The following is an 18,816-nucleotide window of genomic DNA, read 5'->3' as shown; positions in this document are numbered from 1 at the left end:
GGTGCCTCAGTGCTCGAAGCCGTAGGCGCCGCTGGCCTCGTCGCGGACGACGGTGCCGTGGTCGAGCTCGATGACGCGCTTGCGCATCCGGTCGACGACGCCGTGGTCGTGGGTCGCCATCAGCACGGTGGTGCCCGAGGCGTTGATGTGCTCGAACAGGGTGAGGATGCCGACCGAGGTGGCGGGGTCGAGGTTGCCGGTGGGCTCGTCGGCGACCAGGATCATGGGGTCGTTGACCATCGCCCGGGCGATGGCCACGCGCTGCTGCTCACCACCGGAGAGCTCGTCGGGCATCCGGTTGCCCTTGTCGGCCAGTCCGACCAGCTCGAGGGTCTCGGGGACGGTCTTGCGGATGTCGCGGCCGGAGCGTCCGATCACCTGGAGGGCGAAGGCGACGTTCTCCGAGACCGACTTGGTCGACAGCAGGCGGAAGTCCTGGAACACGGTGCCGATCTGACGGCGCAGCCGCGGCACCTTCCAGGCGGCGAGGCGGTTGATCTCCTTGCCCGCGACGTAGACCCTGCCCGAGGTGGGTCGCATCTCGCGCATCACGAGCTTGAGCGCGGTCGACTTGCCCGATCCGGACGCGCCGACGAGGAACACGAACTCGCCCTTGTCGACGTTGATCGAGACCTCGTCGAGGGCGGGGGCGCCGGGTCCTGGATAGGACACGGTGGTCTTCTCGAAGCGAATCACTGACCCGACGGTACGCCACCGGCCCATGCGGCCCACGGACCTCCTCCGTATCGTGGCGGGGTGTCGTCCCGCGTCCGCCTGCTCCTGCTCGCCCTGGTCACCACTGCCGCGGTGGTGGCAGCGGGCGCCTGGTTCATCGTCGGCGGCGGGGACGACGAGGACTCCTCGAGCCCGCCCCCCACGCCGACCCCCTCGACGCCGACGAGCACCCCGCTCGCCGACGTCGACACCCGCACGCTCGCGGTCCCACGCACGTCGTTGTGCGCCGTCGCACCGCCGGAGGCACTCGAGCAGGCGCTGGGCGCCGCGCCGTCGGACCAGACCGAGTACGGCGACGGCCAGCCGGCGGTGGTGGCGCCCGGCGTCCGCGACGTCGTGCACGAGTACGGCTGCTCCTGGACCGCAGGGGGTACGACGGCGCGGGCCTGGGTCTTCGGGCCCCCGGTGACCGTGGCCGAGGGCCGCGGCCTGGTGAAGGCGGCGCGCTCGACCGAGGGCTGCACCGCGGTCGCCAAGGCACCGGCGTTCGGGCGGCCCAGCGCCGCGCTGACCTGCGCGAAGGGCAAGCGCACCGAGGTTTCTTTCCGCGGACTCTTCGGCGACGCCTGGCTCACCTGCACCCTGGAGGAGCGCGTTCCGCGCGCGGCTCGGGCCGAGGTGATCGACCGGGCCGGCCGCTGGTGCGGTGCGCTCGCGGTGGCTGCCTCCGAGCTGGCGGCCGAGCTGCCCGAAGCCCCGGCTACCGAGCAGCCGACCAACTCGACGCCGAGCGAGCCGACCTCCCCCACCGACGCTGCCACCGACGCCCCCACCGACGCCCCCACCGACGCCCCGAGTGAGCCGGCGTCGTCGTCGGAGACACCCTGACGCCGGTCCGGCCTGCACCGTTCGGCGCAATTGCGCCGTTCGGGTCACCCACCAGCCGCCCGACTGCACCATTCCGCGCAATTGCACCGTTCGGGTCACCCACCAGCCACCCGACTGCACCGTTCGGCGCAATTGCGCCGTTCGGGTCACCCACCAGCCGCCCGACTGCACCGTTCGGCGCAATTGCGCCGTTCGGGTCACCCACCAGCCGCCCGACTGCACCATTCCGCGCAATTGCACCGTTCGGGTCACCCACCAGCCACCCGGCTGCACCATTCCGCGCAATTGCGCCGAACGGGTCGGTGGGAAGGCGGCGGAAGACTAGTTGGCCTCGGCCTTCTCCGACCCGCGCCGCCAGCGGATGCCGGCCTCGAGGAAGCCGTCGAGCTCGCCGTCGAAGACCGAGGACGGGTTGCCCTCCTCGTAGCCGGTGCGCAGGTCCTTGACGATCTGATACGGGTTGAGCACGTAGTTGCGCATCTGGTCGCCCCAGCTGGCCTGCACGTCGCCGCGCATCGAGTCCAGGTGCGCCTTCTCCTCGGCCTTCTTCAGCGCGAGCAGCTTGGCCTTGAGCACCACCATGGCGCTGGCCTTGTTCTGCAGCTGGCTCTTCTCGTTCTGGCACGAGACCACGGTCCCGGTGGGGATGTGGGTGAGCCGCACCGCGGAGTCGGTGGTGTTGACGCTCTGGCCGCCGGGCCCGCCGGAGCGGTAGACGTCGACGCGGATCTCCTCATCGGGCACGTCGATCTCGTCGGTCTGCTCCAGCACCGGCACCACCTCGACGGCGGCGAACGACGTCTGGCGGCGGCCCTGGTTGTCGAAGGGGCTGATCCGCACCAGCCGGTGCGTTCCGGCCTCGACCGACAGCGTGCCGTAGGTGTAGGGCGCGTGGATGGCGAAGGTGGCCGACTTCAGGCCGGCCTCCTCGGCGTAGGAGGTCTCGAACACCTCGACCTTGTAGTCGTGCTGCTCGGCCCAGCGGATGTACATCCGCATCAGCATCTCGGCGAAGTCGGCGGCATCGACGCCGCCGGCGCCGGAGCGGATCGAGACCAGCGCCTCACGGGCGTCGTACTCGCCGTTGAGCAGGGTGCGGACCTCGAGCGACTCGACGGCCTTCTTGACCCGCTCGAGCTCGCGGTCGGCCTCCTCCAGCGACTCGGTGTCGCCCTCCTCCTGGCCGAGCTCGGCCATGATGCCGACGTCCTCGATGCGGGTGTTCAGCTCGTGGTAGCGGTCGAGCTGGCCCTGGAGCTCGGAGAGCCGGCCGGTGATGCGGGTGGCGCGGTCGACGTCGTCCCAGAGGTCGGGCGCGGCGACCTGCTCCTCGAGGTCGGCGATCTCGACGCCCATGGCGTCGAGGTCGAGCACCTGGCCGATGGTGCCCATCGTTGCCTGGAGCTGCTTGATCTCGGAGTCGAAGTCGGTGCCTGCCACAAGAGGCAAGGCTACTAGGCGTGGCTCGAGCCCCGAAGACGCCGATGGAGGCCCGGCCAAGGCCGTTCCTCCACTTCTAATCTATAGCCGACCCGGGGGCTTGCGGCAAGGCCCCGGTGAGGGCTCACAATCTCCGGCGATGACGACCTCCGCCTTCCCGCACACCTCCGCCTTCGCCCTTCCCGACCGCCTCGCCGCCAAGGCGGCCCCTGCCCTGATCGCCGCCGACGACGAGCACTTCCGCGCCATCGCCCACACCCTGGAGACCTCGATCGCCGACCTCGAGGAGCGGCTCGCTGCCACCCGCAAGGAGGCCGGCGGCATCGGCCAGGCCGCCATGGACCGCGACGCCGAGATCCACCGGCTGACCGCGCGACTGAAGACCCTGCGTCGCTTCGGGCTCGACCTGTGCCTGGGCCACCTGGTCACCACCGACGGCCACTCCCGGCAGTACGTCGGGCGCCTCGGCCTCACCGACGACGACGGCGACCGGCTGCTGCTCGACTGGCGCTCCCCTGCCGCCGAGCCGTTCTTCGCCGCCACCCACGCCCATCCGGCCGGGCTGGCGAGCCGGCGGCGCTACCGCTGGACCGGCGGCCGGATCACCGACTACTGGGACGAGGTGTTCACCGAGGACGAGCTCGCCGACCACGCCGCCTCCCTCGACGACCAGTCGGCCTTCATCGCCAGCCTCGGCGGCAGCCGCTCGGGCCGGATGCGCGACGTGCTGGGCACCATCCAGGCCGACCAGGACGCGATCATCCGCGCCGGCTCGCGCGGCGCCCTGGTGGTCGACGGCGGCCCCGGCACCGGCAAGACCGTGGTGGCCCTGCACCGCACGGCCTACCTCCTCTACTCCGACCCGCGGCTGGGGCACCAGCGCGGCGGCGTCCTGTTCGTCGGGCCGCACCGGCCCTACCTGGCCTACGTCGACGACGTCCTGCCGAGCCTGGGCGAGGAGGGCGTGCAGACCTGCACCCTGCGCGACCTGGTGCCCGAGGGCGAGGCGGCCGGACCCGAACCCGACGAGCGGGTCGCGGCGCTGAAGTCGACCGTGGCGATGGTCGAGGCGATCGAGCCCGCGGTGGCGCTCTACGAGGAGCCGCCGACCGAGGGCCTGGAGGTGGAGACGCCGTGGGCCGACGTGTGGGTCAGCACCGCCGACTGGGCCGAGGCGTTCGACGCCCCGGAGCCCGGCACGCCCCACAACGAGGCCCGCGACCAGGTGTGGGAGGCGCTGGTCGAGATCCTGTACGACAAGCTCGACGACGAGGAGGTCCCGTTCGACCGGTTCCGCCGGGCCCTGGCCCAGCACGCGGAGCTGACCGAGACCCTCACCCGCGCCTGGCCGCTGCTCGAGCCGACCGACCTGGTCGGCGACCTCTGGTCGGTACCGGCCTACCTGCGTCACTGCGCGCCGTGGCTCGAGCCGGACGACGTCAGGGCTCTCCAGCGCAGCGACCCGCACGCCTGGACCACCGCCGACCTGCCGCTGCTCGACGCCGCGCGGCGACGCCTCGGCGACCCGGAGGCCTCGCGGCGGCGTCGCCGTCAGGAGGCCGAGATCGCGGCCCAGCGCAAGGAGATCGGCGAGGCGGTCGACCGGATCCTCGAGGCCGGCGCCGACGTCGACGCATTGTCGATGCTGCACCAGAAGGATCTGCACGACCGGCTGCTCGACGGAGACGCCGTCGCGCCGGCCGTCAGCCCCGACGCGCTGGCGGGACCCTTCGCGCACCTGGTGGTCGACGAGGCCCAGGAGCTCACCGACGCCGAGTGGCGGATGCTGCTGGCCCGCTGCCCCTCTCGCAGCCTCACCATCGTCGGCGACCGGGCACAGGCGCGGCACGGCTTCACCGAGTCGTGGGAGGAGCGACTGGCCCGGGTCGGGCTCGACTGCATCGAGCTGGCCTCGCTCACGATCAACTACCGCACCCCGGAGGAGGTGATGACCGCCGCGGCGCCGGTGATCCTGGCCGCGATCCCGGATGCCAACGTGCCGACGTCGGTGCGCTCGACCGGCGTGCCCGTCGCGCGCCGCGCGGTCGACGACCTCGACCGGGTGCTCGAGGACTGGCTCGCCGAGCACGAGGAGGGCACCGCCTGCGTGGTCGCTACCGGGGCACTCGACAGCCGCGTGCTCGCCGACCCCGCGCAGACGCGGGTACGTCTGCTCACCCCCGAGCTCACCAAGGGCCTGGAGTTCGATCTGGTGGTGCTGGTCGATCCTGAGACGTTCGGGGAGGGTGTGGAGGGCGCCGTCGACCGCTACGTCGCCATGACGCGCGCCACCCAGCGCCTGGTGGTGCTCGACTGACTTCCTGAGGTTCTGGGGCGAACCCTCCAACCCTTTGCCCACGGCGTCCGGTCAGGTAGGTGTCAGGGCAATCCGGGGAGGAGCACCAGGTGAGCACACCGAGCAGGAGTCGCGTCGGGTTCGTCGAGTACGTCGAGGCACGCCGCCCACACCTGCAGCGTTCGGCGTACCTGCTGTGCGGCGACCCCGGGCGCGCCGAGGACATCGTCCAGGTGGCGTTGACCCGGCTCTACCTCAACTGGCCGAAGGTCCAGCGCGCCGACTCCGTCGACGCCTACGTACGCCGCTCGCTGGTGAACACCTTCATCAACGAGTCCAAGCGGCCGTGGCGACGGGAGCGGTCCGGGCTGGACGGCGTCGCCGATCCGATGGTTCCCGGGCCGAGCGAGCACGGCGAGCACGACGACGACCTGTGGTCGGCTCTCGGCGCGCTCTCCCCCGGCCAACGCCAGGTGGTGGTGCTGCGGCACTACTGGGGGCTCTCGGTCGAGGAGACCGCGGCCGACCTCGGGATCTCCACCGGCACGGTGAAGAGCCAGACCCACCTCGCCCTGACGCGACTGCGCGCGGCCCTCACGGGGCCCCCCGATACCGAATCGACGAGGAGAACCTCATGAAGCAGGACGACATCGAGAACTACCTGGAGCGCACCTCGGCCCAGGCCCACTGGGCCGGAAGCTCCGAGGACGACGTCCGCCGCGGCGCCCGCGCCCTGCGACGTCGGCGGCTGGCGACCGGCGGGGCCGCAGCCCTCGCGGTCGGTGCCATCGCCGGGGGTCTGGCGGTAGCCCAGCCGTGGGACGGCGACGGCGCAGGCGACGGCGGCACCGGCTTCGCGGGCCAGCCCACGGCGTCCGACTCCACGGCGGCCTCCCCGGCAACACCCGACGCGCCCGAGTCGGTCACCGAACCGCCCCCCTCACCCGACCCCGAGCCGACGGCCCAGGCCAACCCGTACGGCCCGCGGATCCCCGGGATGAGCCCGAAGTGGGGACGTCCGACCGAGGACCTGGTGCTGCACACCTTGGACCCGGACGCCGAGTTCGCCGGCTACGGCAGCAGCTATGGCTCCAGCTGGGGCACCGACGGCCGCCTCAACGAGTACGGGCCCGAGATCAACTGGCAGGCGCCGGGCATGAAGCGCCCCGGCTTCGTCGAGGTCCGCATCATCGCCGTCGAGGACCCGAGCTCGTCGGGCTGGCAGTGCTCCTCGCAGTGCGACACCTACAACCTCGACGGTCGTGAGGTGAACGTCGGTGTCACCGACGCCGGGGACTTCGCCTACCGCTACGTCCAGGCCGACGGCGAGATCATCGAGATCCACGCGAAGGAGTTCCCCGACGGCGTCGAGCTTCCCCGCCCGCGGGTGAACGAGCTGCTCACCAGCCCGGACCTGAACGTCCCCGACGTCACTCGCTGAGCGCCCGCGGGCCGGCTACTCGGGGTCGGCGATCGCCGACCCCGAGCCGGTCACGGTGGCGTGACCGTCGGTGCCGGGGAAGGTCAGCGGCAGCTCGACCCGCGCGGTGATGCTGACCTCGACCCGGTCGCCGCTCACCGTGACCGAGTAGCGCAGGCCGGGGTGCTCGGAATAGGCGCCGACGTCGGCGAGGTAGCCGCGCACGGCGGCGCGAGCGCGGCCCGGGGTGAGTTGGAGCGGGTCGGTGCCGAAGCCTCCGGAGTAGACCTCCTCGCCCTCGGCGGCGAGGTCGGCGGCCCGGAGCGCGGCGCCCTCGGCGAGGGTCGCCAGTGACTGCCGCTGCAGGAACGCCTGGCTCACGTCGACCACCATCGCGACGCCCAGGAGCAGGATCACCGCGAACCCCACGATGAGCGGACTGATCGACCCCCGCTCGCCTCCGCCGCGCGCAACCCTACTGCGGCGCGGCACCGGTGATCTCCTGGTACTGCCCGATCGGCACGGTGTGGGTGGCGTCGAGGGCGAACCGCGGCCGGCCGCTGCCGAAGACGTCGGGCACCAGCGGCAGGGTGACCGCGGTCTCGACGCGGACCGTGATCACCGACGTGCCGCTGTGGCACTGGCTCGGGAACGGCGTGCAGCTGATCTTCACGCTCACCGGCACACCGTCGAGGCCCTGGTCGTCGAGGGCCTGACGTGCTGCCTGTCGGGCGGCGACCTCGCCTTGGGCGTCGGTGGGTGCCAGGGCGTAGGCGCGTCCGGCCGAGCGCGCCGCCGTGGTCGCGGCGAACGCTCCGCTCTGTACCTCGAACAGGGAGATCACCATCCACACCAGGGGGATGAGCAGCAGGATGCCGAGCCACACGAACTCCACGAGCGCGGTGCCCCGCTCGTCGCGGCGCCAGCTCACGGCAGCTCCTCCACCGCGTGGCCCTCGACCTCGATCTCGACCCCGGGACCTCCGAGTCCGAGCGCCGGCACCTTGGCCCGGACGACGACCTCCACCGTCGGCACCCCGCCGATCACGACCCGGCGCACGGTGATGTCGTCGGCGAACCGCCCGGAGATCGCGCCGTCGATCTGACTGCGCGTGCGCGCCTCCCCCGCCGCCGCGCCCCGGTTCTGCGTGGCGGCGTACCGCGCACCCTCCGCGGCCGCGGAGGCCAGGGTGTTGCGCACGTGGAGGGTGAGAGCGAGCTGGAGGATCCCGAGCACCAGCGGCACCAGCACGACGAGCACGAGCACGAAGTCGACGACCGACGCCCCCCGCTCGCCGCGCCGGCCGTGCTCGGGACGTCGCACTACTGCACCTTGTTGAGCGCCGAACGCAGCATGCTGGTCAGCTCGGGCTTGGCGAAGGCGTACAGCGCGGCGACGATCCCAGCGCTCATCACCGTCACCAGCACCCAGCCCGGCACGTCACCACGATCGTCGCGCCGCCTGCGGCCGGGACGTGGCGCTGCGACGAGAAGGGCGAGCGCGACCTGGAGCCGCAGCAGGTGTTCGAGGACCTTCCCCATGATGTGCTTCCTTTCCGAGACACTGACGACGTCAGGAGACTGTGAGACGTAGGCCGATCAGGCCGGGCCAGAACGCGAACATGACCGTGACGGGCAGGATCAGGAAGACGACCGGCACCATCATCAGGACCTCCCGCCGCGCGGCGACCTCGATCAGCTCGCGGCGTCCGGCCTCGCGGACGTCGCCGGCTTGGGCGTGGAGGACGTCGGCGAGCGGCGTGCCGCGTTCGACGGCGATAGCCACCCCCTGGGCGAAGCGGGAGACCAGGGGCAGCCCGGTCGAGGCGGCTAGCTCGTCGAAGGCCTCACCGACCGGCTCGCCGGTACGCACGGCGGCGAGCACCCGGGCGAGGTCCTCGGAGAGCGCACCGCCGCTGCGCTGCACGACGCGGTCCAGCGCGGCGACGGGCCCCTCACCGGCGGCGACCGCGAGTGCCAGCAGCTCGGCGATCGTCGGGAACTCGGCGAGGATGCGGCGTTCGCGGGCCTTGACCTGGCTGCTCAGCCAGGTGTCGCGCGCCAGGACGCCGCTGACGAAGGCGACGACACAGATCAGCAGCGCGCCGAGGTGGCCGGGGCCGGCCGTCGGGTCGCTGAGCGTGCGTGCGATCGAGTACGCCGCCACGACACCGAAGGCGATCAGCCCCCACAGGACCTGCTCGATCCGGAACTCGTGGACCGTCTTGTCGATGCCGGCTCGGCGCAGCCGGCGTTGGATCGAGGGCGCGCCCCCGAGCACTCGTTCGACGCCGTCGGCGGCCGCGCGAAGCACCGGCCCGAAGACGCCCGCCGCGGCTGACGACGGCGCCTTCGCCGCCCGGACCGGGCCCGATGCCTGCGGCAGGTCGCGCACGTAGGGCAGGACACGCGGCCCGAGCGGTGGCCGCCGGATCGCGATCACCCGCCGGGCGACGAGCAGCACGCCGAACCCGGACGTCGCACCGAGCACCGCACCCCACGTCGCGGGGCTCACTGCAGGATCCGTTGCTCGATGGGAAGCCGTCCGATCCGCATCATCATCCGGTAGGCCGCCACGCAGATCGCAGATCCGACCACGAGGACGATCACGCCGGCCGGCGACTTGTAGCGCGTGATGACGTCGGGCTGGGTCGACATGAACAGCAGCACCAGCCAGGGCGCCGCCACCGCCAGCCGCGCCCCGTTAATCGCCCACGCTTGACGCGACTCGAGCTCGGACCGGGTACGCAGGTCGTCGCGGAGGTAGCCCGAGAGGTTGCGGAGCAGGCGACCGAGCTCGCCGCCGCCGACCTCGCGCGCGATCCGCAGACCTTCGACGACGCGGTCGCCTACCGGGTCTGCGAGGCGGTCCTTGAGCCGGTCGAGGCAGTCGCCGAAGCGACCGCTCACCTGGTAGTCGAGCGCGAAGGACTCGAACGCCGGACGCAGCGGCTCTGGCCCGCGGACCGAGAGACCGGCCAGCGCATCGGGAAGAGAGAGCCCCGCTCTCACCGCGGAGGCGAGGTTGTCGATCGCCTCCGGCCAGACCTCGGCGAACTCGCGGCGACGTCGTCGGGCCCGACTGGCCACCACCGTGACGGGCAGGTAGCCGGCCAGCACCCCGAAGCAGACCGCGACCGGCTGGGTGCCGGAGACGGCCTGCACCACGACCGCGGCGATCACGCCGCAGGCCACGCACAGGCCGAGGAAGCCGGCGACCGACACGTCTTGGAGACCGGCCGAGTTCAACAGCCGTCGCACCCGGCTCGGTGCACGAGCCGCGTGTGCGGAGGCATCGCTGCGCGGCAGCGCGAAGGCGGACCAGATCAGCAGCAGACCGATGCCGACGCCGAGCCCCACGACCGCGCCCATGTTCAGCGCCCGTCGTTCAGCAGCCGGTGGATGTCGACGCCGACCCGCTCGTAGAGCTCAGGTCGCGGCGGCATCCCCTGGGTACGGCTGAGCTCCTGGCCGTGCCGCACGAAGATCGGCTCGACCTCGATGATGTCGTTCTCGACCCGCCCCGGCACCCCGACGATCTCGTTGACCCGCCGGACCCCGCGATGGTCGATGCCCAGATGCACCACGAGATCGACCGAGGACGCGACGGTGGGCACCACGAACCGCGCCGAGATGTTCTCACCGGCCAGCAGCGGAAGCGTGCACATCTTCACCAGCGCCTCGCGCGCGCTGTTGGCGTGCAGGGTGCACATGCCCGGGAGCCCGGCGTTGAGGGCGAGCAGCAGGTCGAGGCACTCCTCGGCACGCACCTCCCCCACGATCACCCGGCTGGGCCGCATCCGCAGCGCTTCCTTCACCAGGTGCCGCAGCCGGATCTCTCCGGTGCCCTCGAGGCCGGACTGTCTGGTCTGGAGCGGCACCCAGTCCGGATGCGGGAATCGGAGCTCGAAGACCTCCTCGGCCGAGACGACCCGCTCGCCGCCGGGGATCGCGGCCGCCAGGCAGTTGAGCAGGGTCGTCTTCCCGGCCTGGGTTCCGCCGGCGACCATGATGTTCAGCCCGGCGCGGACGCTCGCCTCCAAGAACGCCGCCGCCCGCTGACTGAGGCTGCCGAGCTCGACCAGCTCGTCGAGGCGTCCGGCGCGGAGCACGAACTTGCGGATGTAGGCCGCCTGCGTACCCGACGTTTTCGGGCGTCTGCGGGAATGTGCCGCTGACCTGGGCTTTCCCCGAGCAGGCTTCCCGACACTTGCGGACCGAGCCGGACCGTCCTGAGGACCGGCTGAGGACTCGCGGCGGCCCGCAGGCCCGCGCCGCCGGCGAGGAGCAGCCCTTGGCCTAGGTCGTCGAGCGCGGCGGGACGCGTCCCGCAGAGCCACCGGCCGGCGCCTCGAAGCGTCGCCCGGACACGAAACAGCCCCGGTGCTGGAACACCGGGGCCAGGTCCCTCTGGAAAGGGAAAGTCAATGACTGACACCAACCGTACTACCCCTGCGCCCGAATCCGCCAGCGAAGCCGCCGTCACGAAGGCTGACCAGCTCGCCTGGGAAGCGCCGGCGCTCCGGCCGGTCTTCACCCCCGACACCGGCACCGAGGCGTGGTACTCCGACTGCCCGACCTGGTGCACGCACGTCGACGAGGGCCACCCCGCGAGCCACCGCACCCGGCGCCACCGCGGCGACGAACTGTGCATCCGGCTGGACCTCGCGTGGCCGTTCTACACCCGCACGCCGGAGGACGGCGTGAAGGCCGGGCACCTGACTGCGCACCTCGAGCGCGCAGACCGGTCGGGGTTCACGGGGATCCGGCTCGGGCTCCGCCAGGGCGACCCCAGCGGCGATGTGACGTCGACCCAGTTCCTGCCGGCCATGGGCCGCGATGAGGCCCTCGAGCTGATCGCCGTGTTGCAGCACCTGCTCAAGGTCGGCACGACGGACTAGAGGCACCGACAGCAACGGCCCGGGAAGCCGGATCCCCCGCAGAGCAGGGGTCGGCTCCCGGGCCGTTGTGCGCCCGAACGTATCAAGCGGCGTCCTCGGCTGCACGGCGTGCGGCTGCCCGCTTGGCACGACGCGCGTCGCTGCGCCGGCGCTCGCGGCTGCGCCTGCACGCCCGACAGATCCGCTTCTGGGTCTTCGGGTCGCGGAATGTGTGGGTGGCCCGATCGTGGCCCCACGTACACACGTCGTCGGACTCCGACCGCGATCGGCGACGGCGCGGCGTCTCGGGGGCATGCCAGGCTGCCGTGAGCACCTCGCGGGCCGCCGCGACCCGGGCGTGGAGCGTGGTCATCTTGAGCCCAAGCGACTCAGCCGCGCTGATCAGGTCGCCGTGGACCGCCAGCGCAGCGACCGCCTCGTACTGCTTCGGGGTAAGCAGGCTGAGCAGCTGCGGTAGCGCCAGGCGCTCGACGACCCGATCGGTGAAGTCGGGCGGCGGGGCCGTGATCGCCAACCAGTACATCTCGGCGTTGGCGCCAAGCTCGTAGGTCGTGTTGCGTACGCCATGGTGGTGCAGCTCCTGGTTGATCGCGGCGTCGATCGCGTTGGCCCCGGCGTTGATGAGGCTGTACCGGGTCGGCCGCTCGCTCGTGGTGTAGAGGAGTTCGATGATCGCGAACCACGCGACCTCGTGCCGGTCACCCCAGTCGAGCATCGTCGAGAACCGGCGTCGCGACGCCGCGGCACGTGTGAAGTGTTCGACGTCGGCCATCGAGTAGCCGTGGGCGAGGGTGGCGATCTCGCCGGTGGTCGCGGTGCGCATCACACGGCCCGGACGATGAACCAGATGGACCGCCACGGGTTGAGCACGCTGATCGAGGCAGCGCCACCAGAGCCGACAGCGCCGGTGAAGTCGATGTTTGAGAGGCGGTTGCCGCCACCTGTTCCGGTCGGCACGGCGGCGAAGGTCTTGGAGACCGCGAAGGTGTCGGGGTGGGTGTGGGCCGGGACATTGGCGGTGGGGGAGCCTCCGACCGTTCCGAGTGCCTTGGTGCCGGCGCCGATCGGGAAGCGGTCGGCCATGTTCGGCAGCGTGGTGCTGTTGCCGTTGAGGGCGTAGAGCTTCGGGTACTGGGTGGCTGAGAAGGTCGAGCCGTCCAGGGCCAGCCAGCCCGCTGGGATATCGGCCTTGGCGCCCATGAACATCGTGACCTCACCGACCGGGCGGAGCAGTTGGCCGATGGTCTTGCCGTCGTTGCCGGTCGGAGGCGAGGGGGTGAACTGCGGGGAGGCCACCGAGCCCTCTGCGACGAAGCCCAGGACGATCTGCCACTTGTCGGGGGTGATCTTGTGCTCGATCGAGGCGACGCGGGCCGGAGCACGGTCCGGCTGCCCGGTGACGCCCTTGACGGTGATGAGGTCGTAGAGGTCGACCAGGACCCTGGAGGGCAGGCCCTGGGCGGTGGCCTCGTCCACGATGACGGTGGTGCTGTTCACCCGGATCTTGGGTGTGCTGTTGGCGTCGAGCACGGCCTGGGCGAAGGACGCGAGAGCGCTGCTCTCCTCGGCGATGCCCTGGACGGTGAACTCGGCCGACCGCACGCCCCACTCGAGGATCGAGGTCTCGTTGCGCCACGGTCCGTAGGGGATCTCCTCGGTCTCCCCGGTGACAGGGTTCAGCCGGAGGTACTTGATCGTCACCTCGTTGATGCACCGCTCGGTGTCATAGTCCACGTCCAGGTCGGTGTACTCGGTGGCGAGCAGGGGCGAGGACGCCGTGGGCATCTTGGTGCGGCTGCGGACCTGGAGGACGCCGAGGCGATCCACCCACGCGAAGCCGTGGGCAGAGTCGCGGGCGATGCTCACCTGGTCGAGCGCCGAGGCGTTCTCGTTCTTGGCCACGATGGTGGCGGTGCTCACCTGGTCGCCGTTGCCGTCGATGTTCCACGGCACGCCACAGCCTTCGAGCAGGTAGGGGAGCTCGGCCAGGGACGAGACGCCATCGCTACGGTTCTGGGCCGACAGCGGTGTGGCGTTGTCGGTGGCGGTCAGTTCGATCTTGGCCCGTCGACTGTCCGGGACGTCGGGGTCCTTGAGCTCGTAGGTCACCTTGCCGTTGGAGATCTTGCCGGTGAAGACCGGCTTCCACGGGTCGGCGGTGCCGTCATCCACCTTGGCCATGAGCCGCACTCGCCTGCCTGGCCGGATCAGGGTCGAGGTCGAGGGATCGATGCTGGCGTCCCTGATCGAGGCGGACAGGGTGCCTACGTTGAGTTCGTCGCGGCTGGTGTTGATCGAGAGCGCCGGTCCGATCACGTCGACGTACTGCACGGGCGGATAGAAGACCATCGAGCCGACCTGATCGAGGCTGGTTCCCGTGGCCACACAGACCTCGTTGAAGTCGATCTGATCGAAGGCCTGGGGGGTGCCGGTATTGCGCACCAGGTCGATCCGCAGCGCCACGAACGCGGTACCAGCGGGCATCGTGCCCAGGCCCCCACCCTTGTAGCCGGTCGTGAACTCGCCGGCCGACCAGTACTGGCTCGATGAGATCAGGGCGCGGGAGGCGTTGTAGAAGTCGAACCGGACCTTGTAGCCCACCGAGGAGTTGAGCCCTGCGCCGTCGTACCCGCCTCGAAACACGAGTCGCCAGCCGACAGAGGGATGCCCGGCCTTGACGCGCATGAGTTCGGTGGTGGCGTAGGCGGTCGCCTGGGCCACAGCGGTGTAGATCGTGAGCACATGGCGCGGTGGGGTGAGCCACGAGCCGACAGAGCCGAACATGTTGACCCCTGCTTGCGGCGTAAGCCATCCCCAGCCACCCAACTCGCCGTTGGGGTTCTGGACGAGGTTGACCAGTTCCCCGGGTGCGGGGTCCCTCTCGATCTCCAGGCGGAGGACATCGGCGGTGCTGAATCCCTGGCTCACTTGGCGAACACCAACTTCGCGGAGGTGGCTCCGGCAGTGCGGGCCTTGTCGATGCGGCGGATGATCTTCTTGCCCTGGGCGACTTCATCGGCGGCGTCTGCCGAGAGGCGGATCTCGATGACGTCGGGCTGGGTCTTGGTGCTGGAGTGGCCAAAGGTCCGAGCGGCCTGGTAGCGCTCGGCGTTGCGGTCGGCCTTGTCCTTCTTGTCCTTCGGGCCGATGCCTGCCTCTCGGAGTTCGGCGACGATCGAGCGGGCGATGCGTCGGCCCACCTTGTCCAGGCGCTTCTCCTCGCGCTCCAGTTCGTTGACGACGCCCTGGGCAGCGCGGATGCCAGCGGCGTAGAGGGCGTTCGCGCTGGAGGTGCCGAGTTGGCTACCGGCGCGGTCGATGTCAGCGGTGAGTCGGTTCACCTCGGCGATGGCAGCCTTGCCGCCCTGGGCGATGGCCTCGGCGGTGGCCAGGCCTCCCTCCACTCCGGCGTCGAGCAGGGCCTGGATCTGGGTCTGGTTCAGCCCGTCCTTGCGCAGCTTCTCCACCAGTGAGGTGAAGCGCTGGGCCTGGATCTTGCGCTGCTCCAGTTGCTTGAGGAGGTCCTTGATCGAGACGCCCTCGCCGCCCTCGCCGATGATGCCGAGGCCGACTGCTGAGCCGAAGTTCCGGAAGCCGGTGCGGATGTTCGCGGCGTAGGCGGCAGAGGTCGCCTGGAGGTTCTTCAGTGCGTCACGGGCAGCGATCAGCTTCTGGTTGTTGGCGTCCTGGGCCTTGCCGTTGGCCTTCAGTTGGGTGAACTCGGCCTTGAGCCCTCGCAGGATCGCGGCCTCTCGTTGCCGCTCCTTCTTGTCGTCCTTGAGGTCGATCGACTTCTCGACCAACTTGGTGATCTTCGAGAGCGCGTTCTCGATCGCGCCGGAGCCGCCAGCGATCCCGGCCAGGGCAGCAGCCACCAGGTTCTTGCCGCGCTTCTTGGCCAGGGCCTCAGACTCGGCCAGGCCCTTGGCGAGGCCTTCACCCATCATGCGACCCATGTAGTGGGTCTCCCTGGACGGCGACTTGATCCCGGCCTGCTGACGACCCGCTCGGATGGCAGCAGCGACCGCGCTACGCACCGAGGAGGACCAGAGCCCGTCGGCGCCGGAGAAACCGGAGGTGAAGCCCTGCTTGATCGCGGCACCGATGCCGACTCCACCAGAGCGGGCCTGGGAGGCGGCGCTGTTCAGGCCGCTGTTGGTGGTCTGCTGGAGGTTGCCGAGGTCGGCCCTGGTCTGCCGGACCGGGTCCTCGGCGTTCTTCTTGATCTTCTTGCCGCCCCGGTCGGCAGCGTTGGCAGCGTTGCGGGTGCCGGTGTCGATGCCTCGGGAGAAGTCGCGGAGGTTGGGCCGGACGTTGTCGACGGCGCCCATCTGGTCCAGGACGCGCCGGACCTGCTTCACGGTGATGTCAGTTCCGGTGACCTTGATCAGCGAGCGGATCTGCTTGCCGTCCAGCAGCTTGTACCGGTCGGCCACCTTGGCGATGCCGCGCACGGTGGGCACCACGCCGGTCTGTTCGATCTTGGAGACCACGCGCTTGGGGATCTTCTTGTAGAGCGCGGTCATGTCCTGGGTGGCAAGGATCTCTTGGCGCTTGGCCTTGGTGCTCGCCCTCCAGGCGTCGGTCTCTCGACCGATGAAGTTCAGCAGCCCGGACTTCGCCGGGTTGACCTTCGAGATCTTGTCGACCTCGATGCCTTGAAGCGCGAGTTCGCGGGTGAGGTTGTCGGCCTCGGCCTGGGTCTTGACGGTCTGGACCTGCAACTGGCCCTGCGCGTCCACGTAGGAGAGTGTGATGTCTCCGGACTTGGCCATCTGGTCGTTGATCCGGCGCATGGCGCCCTCTTGGCCGAGGATCGCACCGACGACGTCGCGGGTGCCCACGCCGAGCTCCCTGGCCCACGACAGCGCGCCGGAGTTGACCACCTGCTGGTAGACGGCGGCTCGGGTGGCCTTGGTGGTGGCGCCGGTCAGTTCGTCCAGGGTGGCGGCGTAGTCGGCAGCGGGGCGCTCGGCTTGCTCCATCGACTCGGCAGCCTCGTCGGTCCGGTCGGCGAAGATCCCCATGGCAGCACCGGCCGCACCGCCGATGAGGGCGCCCCACGGGCCACCGACAGCGAAGCCGGTGGCGGCGCCGCCGAGGGTTCCGAGCAGGATCCCGGTCTCGCGGTCGGCCTCCTGGGCACTCGCCGAGAGGGCCAGCAGCCCACCGATCCCGGCAGCGGTCTTTGCGGCTCCACCCATCGCGCCCATGGCGCCCTGGACCCGCTGGGTTCGGGTCTCCAGGTAGGTCATCTCGGCGCGGACCTGCTGGACTCTGGCGCGCATGGTGCCGAGTGCTCCGGTGGTCGCCGAGACCGCTCCGGTCAGTCGGGGCAGCAGCAGGGCAGCGGCACCGGCCTGGATGCCGAGGGTCAGCACGTCGTCGGGGACGGCCTCCAGGACGTCGGCGACGGTGCCCAGGACGTCGTCCACCAACTTCAGCGGGGCGGCGAGTCCCTCCATGCCGTCAGCGGCGTCCAGGGCAGCGGGGCCTACCTTCTTGGCGATGCGCTCCACGGCGTCGAAGGCACCCTCGACCTGGTCGAGGATCGGGGCCAACTTGCCCCCGGTGCCGGTCAGTTCCTCGAACTCGGAAACCGCTGAGTCGAGCCCACCGGAGCGGAAGGCGTTGGCGACCTTGGTGCCCTTCTCAGCCAGGTCATCGAGGACAGGCAGGGCTCGCTTGCCGACCTCCTCCACGAAGGTCTGAGTGATCGTCCGCTTGAACTCGGTGATCTTGGCCTTGGTGTTGTCGTTGAGGGTGTTCCCGGCTCGCTTGGCTGAGCCCTCGAACTTGCCCAGGCCTCCCTCGGCGTTGGCTAGGGAGCGGAGGAAGTCGGGGATGCCGTTGACGCCGAGGTCTTCGAGCGGGGTGCCGAAGAGAGCGATGCTCGCGTTGGCTCGCTTGGCCGGGTCCTTGATGCCCAGGAGGCCCTTGACGATCTTCTGGGTGGCGTCCTGGGCACGGTTGCCACCGGCCAGGAGGTCGTTGGCCATCTCGTTGGCGTTGAGGCCGATCGCGTCGTAGGCAGCCACCGAGCTGGTCGACATGTCGGTGGCCCGGATGCCGAACTCCTTCACCGAGTCGCCGGCCTTGTCGATGCCGATGCCGCCCTGCTTGGCCGAGTCGGCGAGGAGCGCGAAGGCCTGCTCACCACTCAGGCCGAGGTCGGCGAAGTACGGGGAGTACTCAGCCACCGAGTCCAGCAGGTCCTGGCGAAGAGCAGCCGGAACCTGCTGGCTGGCAGCGGTGATCAGGTCGAAGGCCTCGGTGACGTCCCCGGCCAGTCCCGACTTCACCACGGTGGCCGCTGTGGACACGGCCCCGGGGAGGTCCACCTCGAAGATCGAGGCCAGGTTCATCGCGTCCTTGGAAGCCTGCTCCAGTTGCTTCTCCCCCAACTGCGGGAAGGAGGACGCCACGGCCTCCACGGAGCGGGTCACGTCACCGAAGGACTCCCCGTAGGCCTGGGCGTAGAGGCGTCCAGCCATCTGCCCGGCGCGCTTCTGTGCGGCCGGGTCGAGGCCGCGGGCAGCCGCTGCGCGGGCAGTCTCGGCCGACTGGTCGGCTGCCTCCATCGCGGCAGCTGTGACGGCAGCCAGACCAGCAGCTGCGACGGCGGACGCGGCCTTGATGGCGTTGCCCATCTTCTCGGCGTTGCTGCCGACGTCGTTGAGTGCCCGATTGGCGTTGGCTCCGTCGCCAAGGATGCTGATGACGATTGGCCCGGTCATCTCAATCTGCCTCTCGCTAGCGGAGCCGGTTGGCGGCCTGGGTGAACGCGTTTCGCTCCATGAAGGTCAGGGAGCGGTAGACCTCCGGGGTCTGGCCGGTGTGGACGCACCACTCGGCCAGGTCGGTGGCTGCTACTCGGAGGGCTCGGAGTCTTTTCCCGACTCGGTCTCGGGGTTGTCCGGATCCAGTTCCGGCTCGGGCTTGTCGAAGTAGTCGCGGGTCTCCTTGAACGACATCTCCAGGACCGACTTCTTGGCGTCGGCGTCGGTCATCCCCTCGCGCTTCTTGTGGACGAACACGAAGGCCCGGGTCTCGGCGACGATCGAGTGATCCCCGGTGTAGACGTCGAAGCCGAAGGCTCGTTCGATCGCGATCTCTTCGTAGCCGGTGAGGCTCTGGAGCATCTCGGCCTGGGTGATGCCCGCCTTGCTGCTGGTGCTGGTGGTCATGGCGGTGTGT

At 70.4% G+C, this 18,816-nt stretch carries 18 protein-coding genes; 5 read left to right on the top strand and 13 right to left on the bottom strand.

Annotation, left to right across the window (positions count from 1 at the left end):
- Positions 1–6: 6 nt before the first annotated feature.
- On the bottom strand, positions 7–696 hold the full coding sequence (gene ftsE / locus WMR31_RS18875) for a cell division ATP-binding protein FtsE (RefSeq protein WP_340540441.1): 690 nt from the start codon (positions 694–696) through the stop codon (positions 7–9).
- Positions 697–756: 60 nt separating this feature from the next.
- On the opposite strand from ftsE, the gene WMR31_RS18870 reads away from it, so the two are divergent.
- Positions 757–1,563 (top strand): hypothetical protein, encoded by an 807-nt coding sequence (locus tag WMR31_RS18870; protein ID WP_340540440.1) that lies wholly within the window; start codon positions 757–759, stop codon positions 1,561–1,563.
- A gap of 321 nt (positions 1,564–1,884) precedes the next feature.
- Here the strand turns inward: WMR31_RS18870 and prfB are convergent, their stop codons facing one another.
- On the bottom strand, positions 1,885–3,003 hold the full coding sequence (gene prfB / locus WMR31_RS18865; protein WP_340540439.1) for a peptide chain release factor 2: 1,119 nt from the start codon (positions 3,001–3,003) through the stop codon (positions 1,885–1,887).
- A 139-nt stretch (positions 3,004–3,142) separates the two neighbouring features.
- Between prfB and helR the strand changes: the two genes are divergently transcribed.
- From helR to WMR31_RS18850, 3 genes are all read left to right on the top strand, one after another.
- Complete coding sequence (gene helR, locus WMR31_RS18860; protein WP_340540438.1) at positions 3,143–5,320, top strand: RNA polymerase recycling motor ATPase HelR; 2,178 nt, start codon at positions 3,143–3,145, stop codon at positions 5,318–5,320.
- A gap of 89 nt (positions 5,321–5,409) precedes the next feature.
- Positions 5,410–5,937, top strand: coding sequence for a SigE family RNA polymerase sigma factor (locus WMR31_RS18855; RefSeq protein ID WP_340540437.1), 528 nt, complete (start codon positions 5,410–5,412; stop codon positions 5,935–5,937).
- Positions 5,934–6,740, top strand: a complete 807-nt coding sequence (locus tag WMR31_RS18850) for a hypothetical protein (RefSeq protein ID WP_340540436.1) — start codon at positions 5,934–5,936, stop codon at positions 6,738–6,740. Before WMR31_RS18855 ends, WMR31_RS18850 begins: the two co-directional genes overlap by 4 nt.
- A 15-nt stretch (positions 6,741–6,755) precedes the next feature.
- On the opposite strand, the gene WMR31_RS18845 is transcribed toward WMR31_RS18850, so the two are convergent.
- From WMR31_RS18845 to WMR31_RS18815, 7 genes are read right to left on the bottom strand one after another with little or no spacing between them, the layout of a single operon-like run.
- Complete coding sequence (locus WMR31_RS18845; protein WP_340540435.1) at positions 6,756–7,211, bottom strand: pilus assembly protein TadG-related protein; 456 nt, start codon at positions 7,209–7,211, stop codon at positions 6,756–6,758.
- Positions 7,195–7,650 carry a TadE/TadG family type IV pilus assembly protein gene (locus tag WMR31_RS18840; RefSeq protein ID WP_340540434.1) on the bottom strand — a complete coding sequence of 152 codons (456 nt, stop codon included), beginning with the start codon at positions 7,648–7,650 and terminating at the stop codon, positions 7,195–7,197. Before WMR31_RS18840 ends, WMR31_RS18845 begins: the two co-directional genes overlap by 17 nt.
- Positions 7,647–8,042 (bottom strand): TadE/TadG family type IV pilus assembly protein, encoded by a 396-nt coding sequence (locus WMR31_RS18835; protein ID WP_340540433.1) that lies wholly within the window; start codon positions 8,040–8,042, stop codon positions 7,647–7,649. The genes WMR31_RS18840 and WMR31_RS18835 overlap by 4 nt, the downstream gene beginning before the upstream one ends.
- Positions 8,042–8,260, bottom strand: a complete 219-nt coding sequence (locus tag WMR31_RS18830) for a hypothetical protein (RefSeq protein ID WP_340540432.1) — start codon at positions 8,258–8,260, stop codon at positions 8,042–8,044. The genes WMR31_RS18835 and WMR31_RS18830 overlap by 1 nt, the downstream gene beginning before the upstream one ends.
- Before the next feature lie 31 nt (positions 8,261–8,291).
- On the bottom strand, positions 8,292–9,233 hold the full coding sequence (locus WMR31_RS18825) for a type II secretion system F family protein (protein WP_340540431.1): 942 nt from the start codon (positions 9,231–9,233) through the stop codon (positions 8,292–8,294).
- Positions 9,230–10,090, bottom strand: a complete 861-nt coding sequence (locus WMR31_RS18820; protein WP_340540430.1) for a type II secretion system F family protein — start codon at positions 10,088–10,090, stop codon at positions 9,230–9,232. The genes WMR31_RS18825 and WMR31_RS18820 overlap by 4 nt, the downstream gene beginning before the upstream one ends.
- Positions 10,091–10,092: 2 nt before the next feature.
- Positions 10,093–10,830: a TadA family conjugal transfer-associated ATPase gene (locus WMR31_RS18815; RefSeq protein ID WP_445321653.1), complete on the bottom strand. Its 738-nt coding sequence runs from the start codon at positions 10,828–10,830 to the stop codon at positions 10,093–10,095.
- A gap of 315 nt (positions 10,831–11,145) precedes the next feature.
- Here WMR31_RS18815 and WMR31_RS18810 point away from each other — a divergent pair, with 315 nt between their 5' ends.
- Positions 11,146–11,619: a hypothetical protein gene (locus WMR31_RS18810; protein WP_340540428.1), complete on the top strand. Its 474-nt coding sequence runs from the start codon at positions 11,146–11,148 to the stop codon at positions 11,617–11,619.
- An 82-nt stretch (positions 11,620–11,701) separates the two neighbouring features.
- Here WMR31_RS18810 and WMR31_RS18805 read toward each other — a convergent pair whose 3' ends face one another.
- From WMR31_RS18805 to WMR31_RS18790, 4 genes are all read right to left on the bottom strand, one after another.
- On the bottom strand, positions 11,702–12,442 hold the full coding sequence (locus WMR31_RS18805) for a hypothetical protein (protein WP_340540427.1): 741 nt from the start codon (positions 12,440–12,442) through the stop codon (positions 11,702–11,704).
- The gene (locus WMR31_RS18800) at positions 12,442–14,403 is read right to left on the bottom strand and encodes a tail fiber protein (protein WP_340540426.1); all 1,962 of its coding nucleotides are present in this window, start codon (positions 14,401–14,403) and stop codon (positions 12,442–12,444) included. Before WMR31_RS18800 ends, WMR31_RS18805 begins: the two co-directional genes overlap by 1 nt.
- Positions 14,404–14,543: 140 nt before the next feature.
- Positions 14,544–18,356 carry a phage tail tape measure protein gene (locus WMR31_RS18795; RefSeq protein ID WP_340540425.1) on the bottom strand — a complete coding sequence of 1,271 codons (3,813 nt, stop codon included), beginning with the start codon at positions 18,354–18,356 and terminating at the stop codon, positions 14,544–14,546.
- 132 nt (positions 18,357–18,488) lie between these two features.
- The gene (locus WMR31_RS18790) at positions 18,489–18,806 is read right to left on the bottom strand and encodes a hypothetical protein (RefSeq protein ID WP_340540424.1); all 318 of its coding nucleotides are present in this window, start codon (positions 18,804–18,806) and stop codon (positions 18,489–18,491) included.
- Between the last annotated feature and the right edge of the window lie 10 nt (positions 18,807–18,816).

The organism is Nocardioides epinepheli, assembly GCF_037936805.1.
GTDB lineage: Bacteria > Actinomycetota > Actinomycetes > Propionibacteriales > Nocardioidaceae > Nocardioides.
This window is presented reverse-complemented; position numbering and strand designations above follow the sequence as displayed.

Bases quoted from the DNA above. Each gene is read 5' to 3' on its own strand.
- WMR31_RS18800 (WP_340540426.1), bottom strand. From the start codon at position 14,403: ATGTTCGGCTCTGTCGGCTCGTGGCTCACCCCACCGCGCCATGTGCTC.
- WMR31_RS18790 (WP_340540424.1), bottom strand. From the start codon at position 18,806: ATGACCACCAGCACCAGCAGCAAGGCGGGCATCACCCAGGCCGAGATG.
- WMR31_RS18805 (WP_340540427.1), bottom strand. From the start codon at position 12,442: ATGCGCACCGCGACCACCGGCGAGATCGCCACCCTCGCCCACGGCTAC.
- helR (WP_340540438.1), top strand. From the start codon at position 3,143: ATGACGACCTCCGCCTTCCCGCACACCTCCGCCTTCGCCCTTCCCGAC.
- WMR31_RS18810 (WP_340540428.1), top strand. From the start codon at position 11,146: ATGACTGACACCAACCGTACTACCCCTGCGCCCGAATCCGCCAGCGAA.
- WMR31_RS18830 (WP_340540432.1), bottom strand. From the start codon at position 8,260: ATGGGGAAGGTCCTCGAACACCTGCTGCGGCTCCAGGTCGCGCTCGCC.
- WMR31_RS18795 (WP_340540425.1), bottom strand. From the start codon at position 18,356: ATGACCGGGCCAATCGTCATCAGCATCCTTGGCGACGGAGCCAACGCC.
- WMR31_RS18850 (WP_340540436.1), top strand. From the start codon at position 5,934: ATGAAGCAGGACGACATCGAGAACTACCTGGAGCGCACCTCGGCCCAG.
- WMR31_RS18820 (WP_340540430.1), bottom strand. From the start codon at position 10,090: ATGGGCGCGGTCGTGGGGCTCGGCGTCGGCATCGGTCTGCTGCTGATC.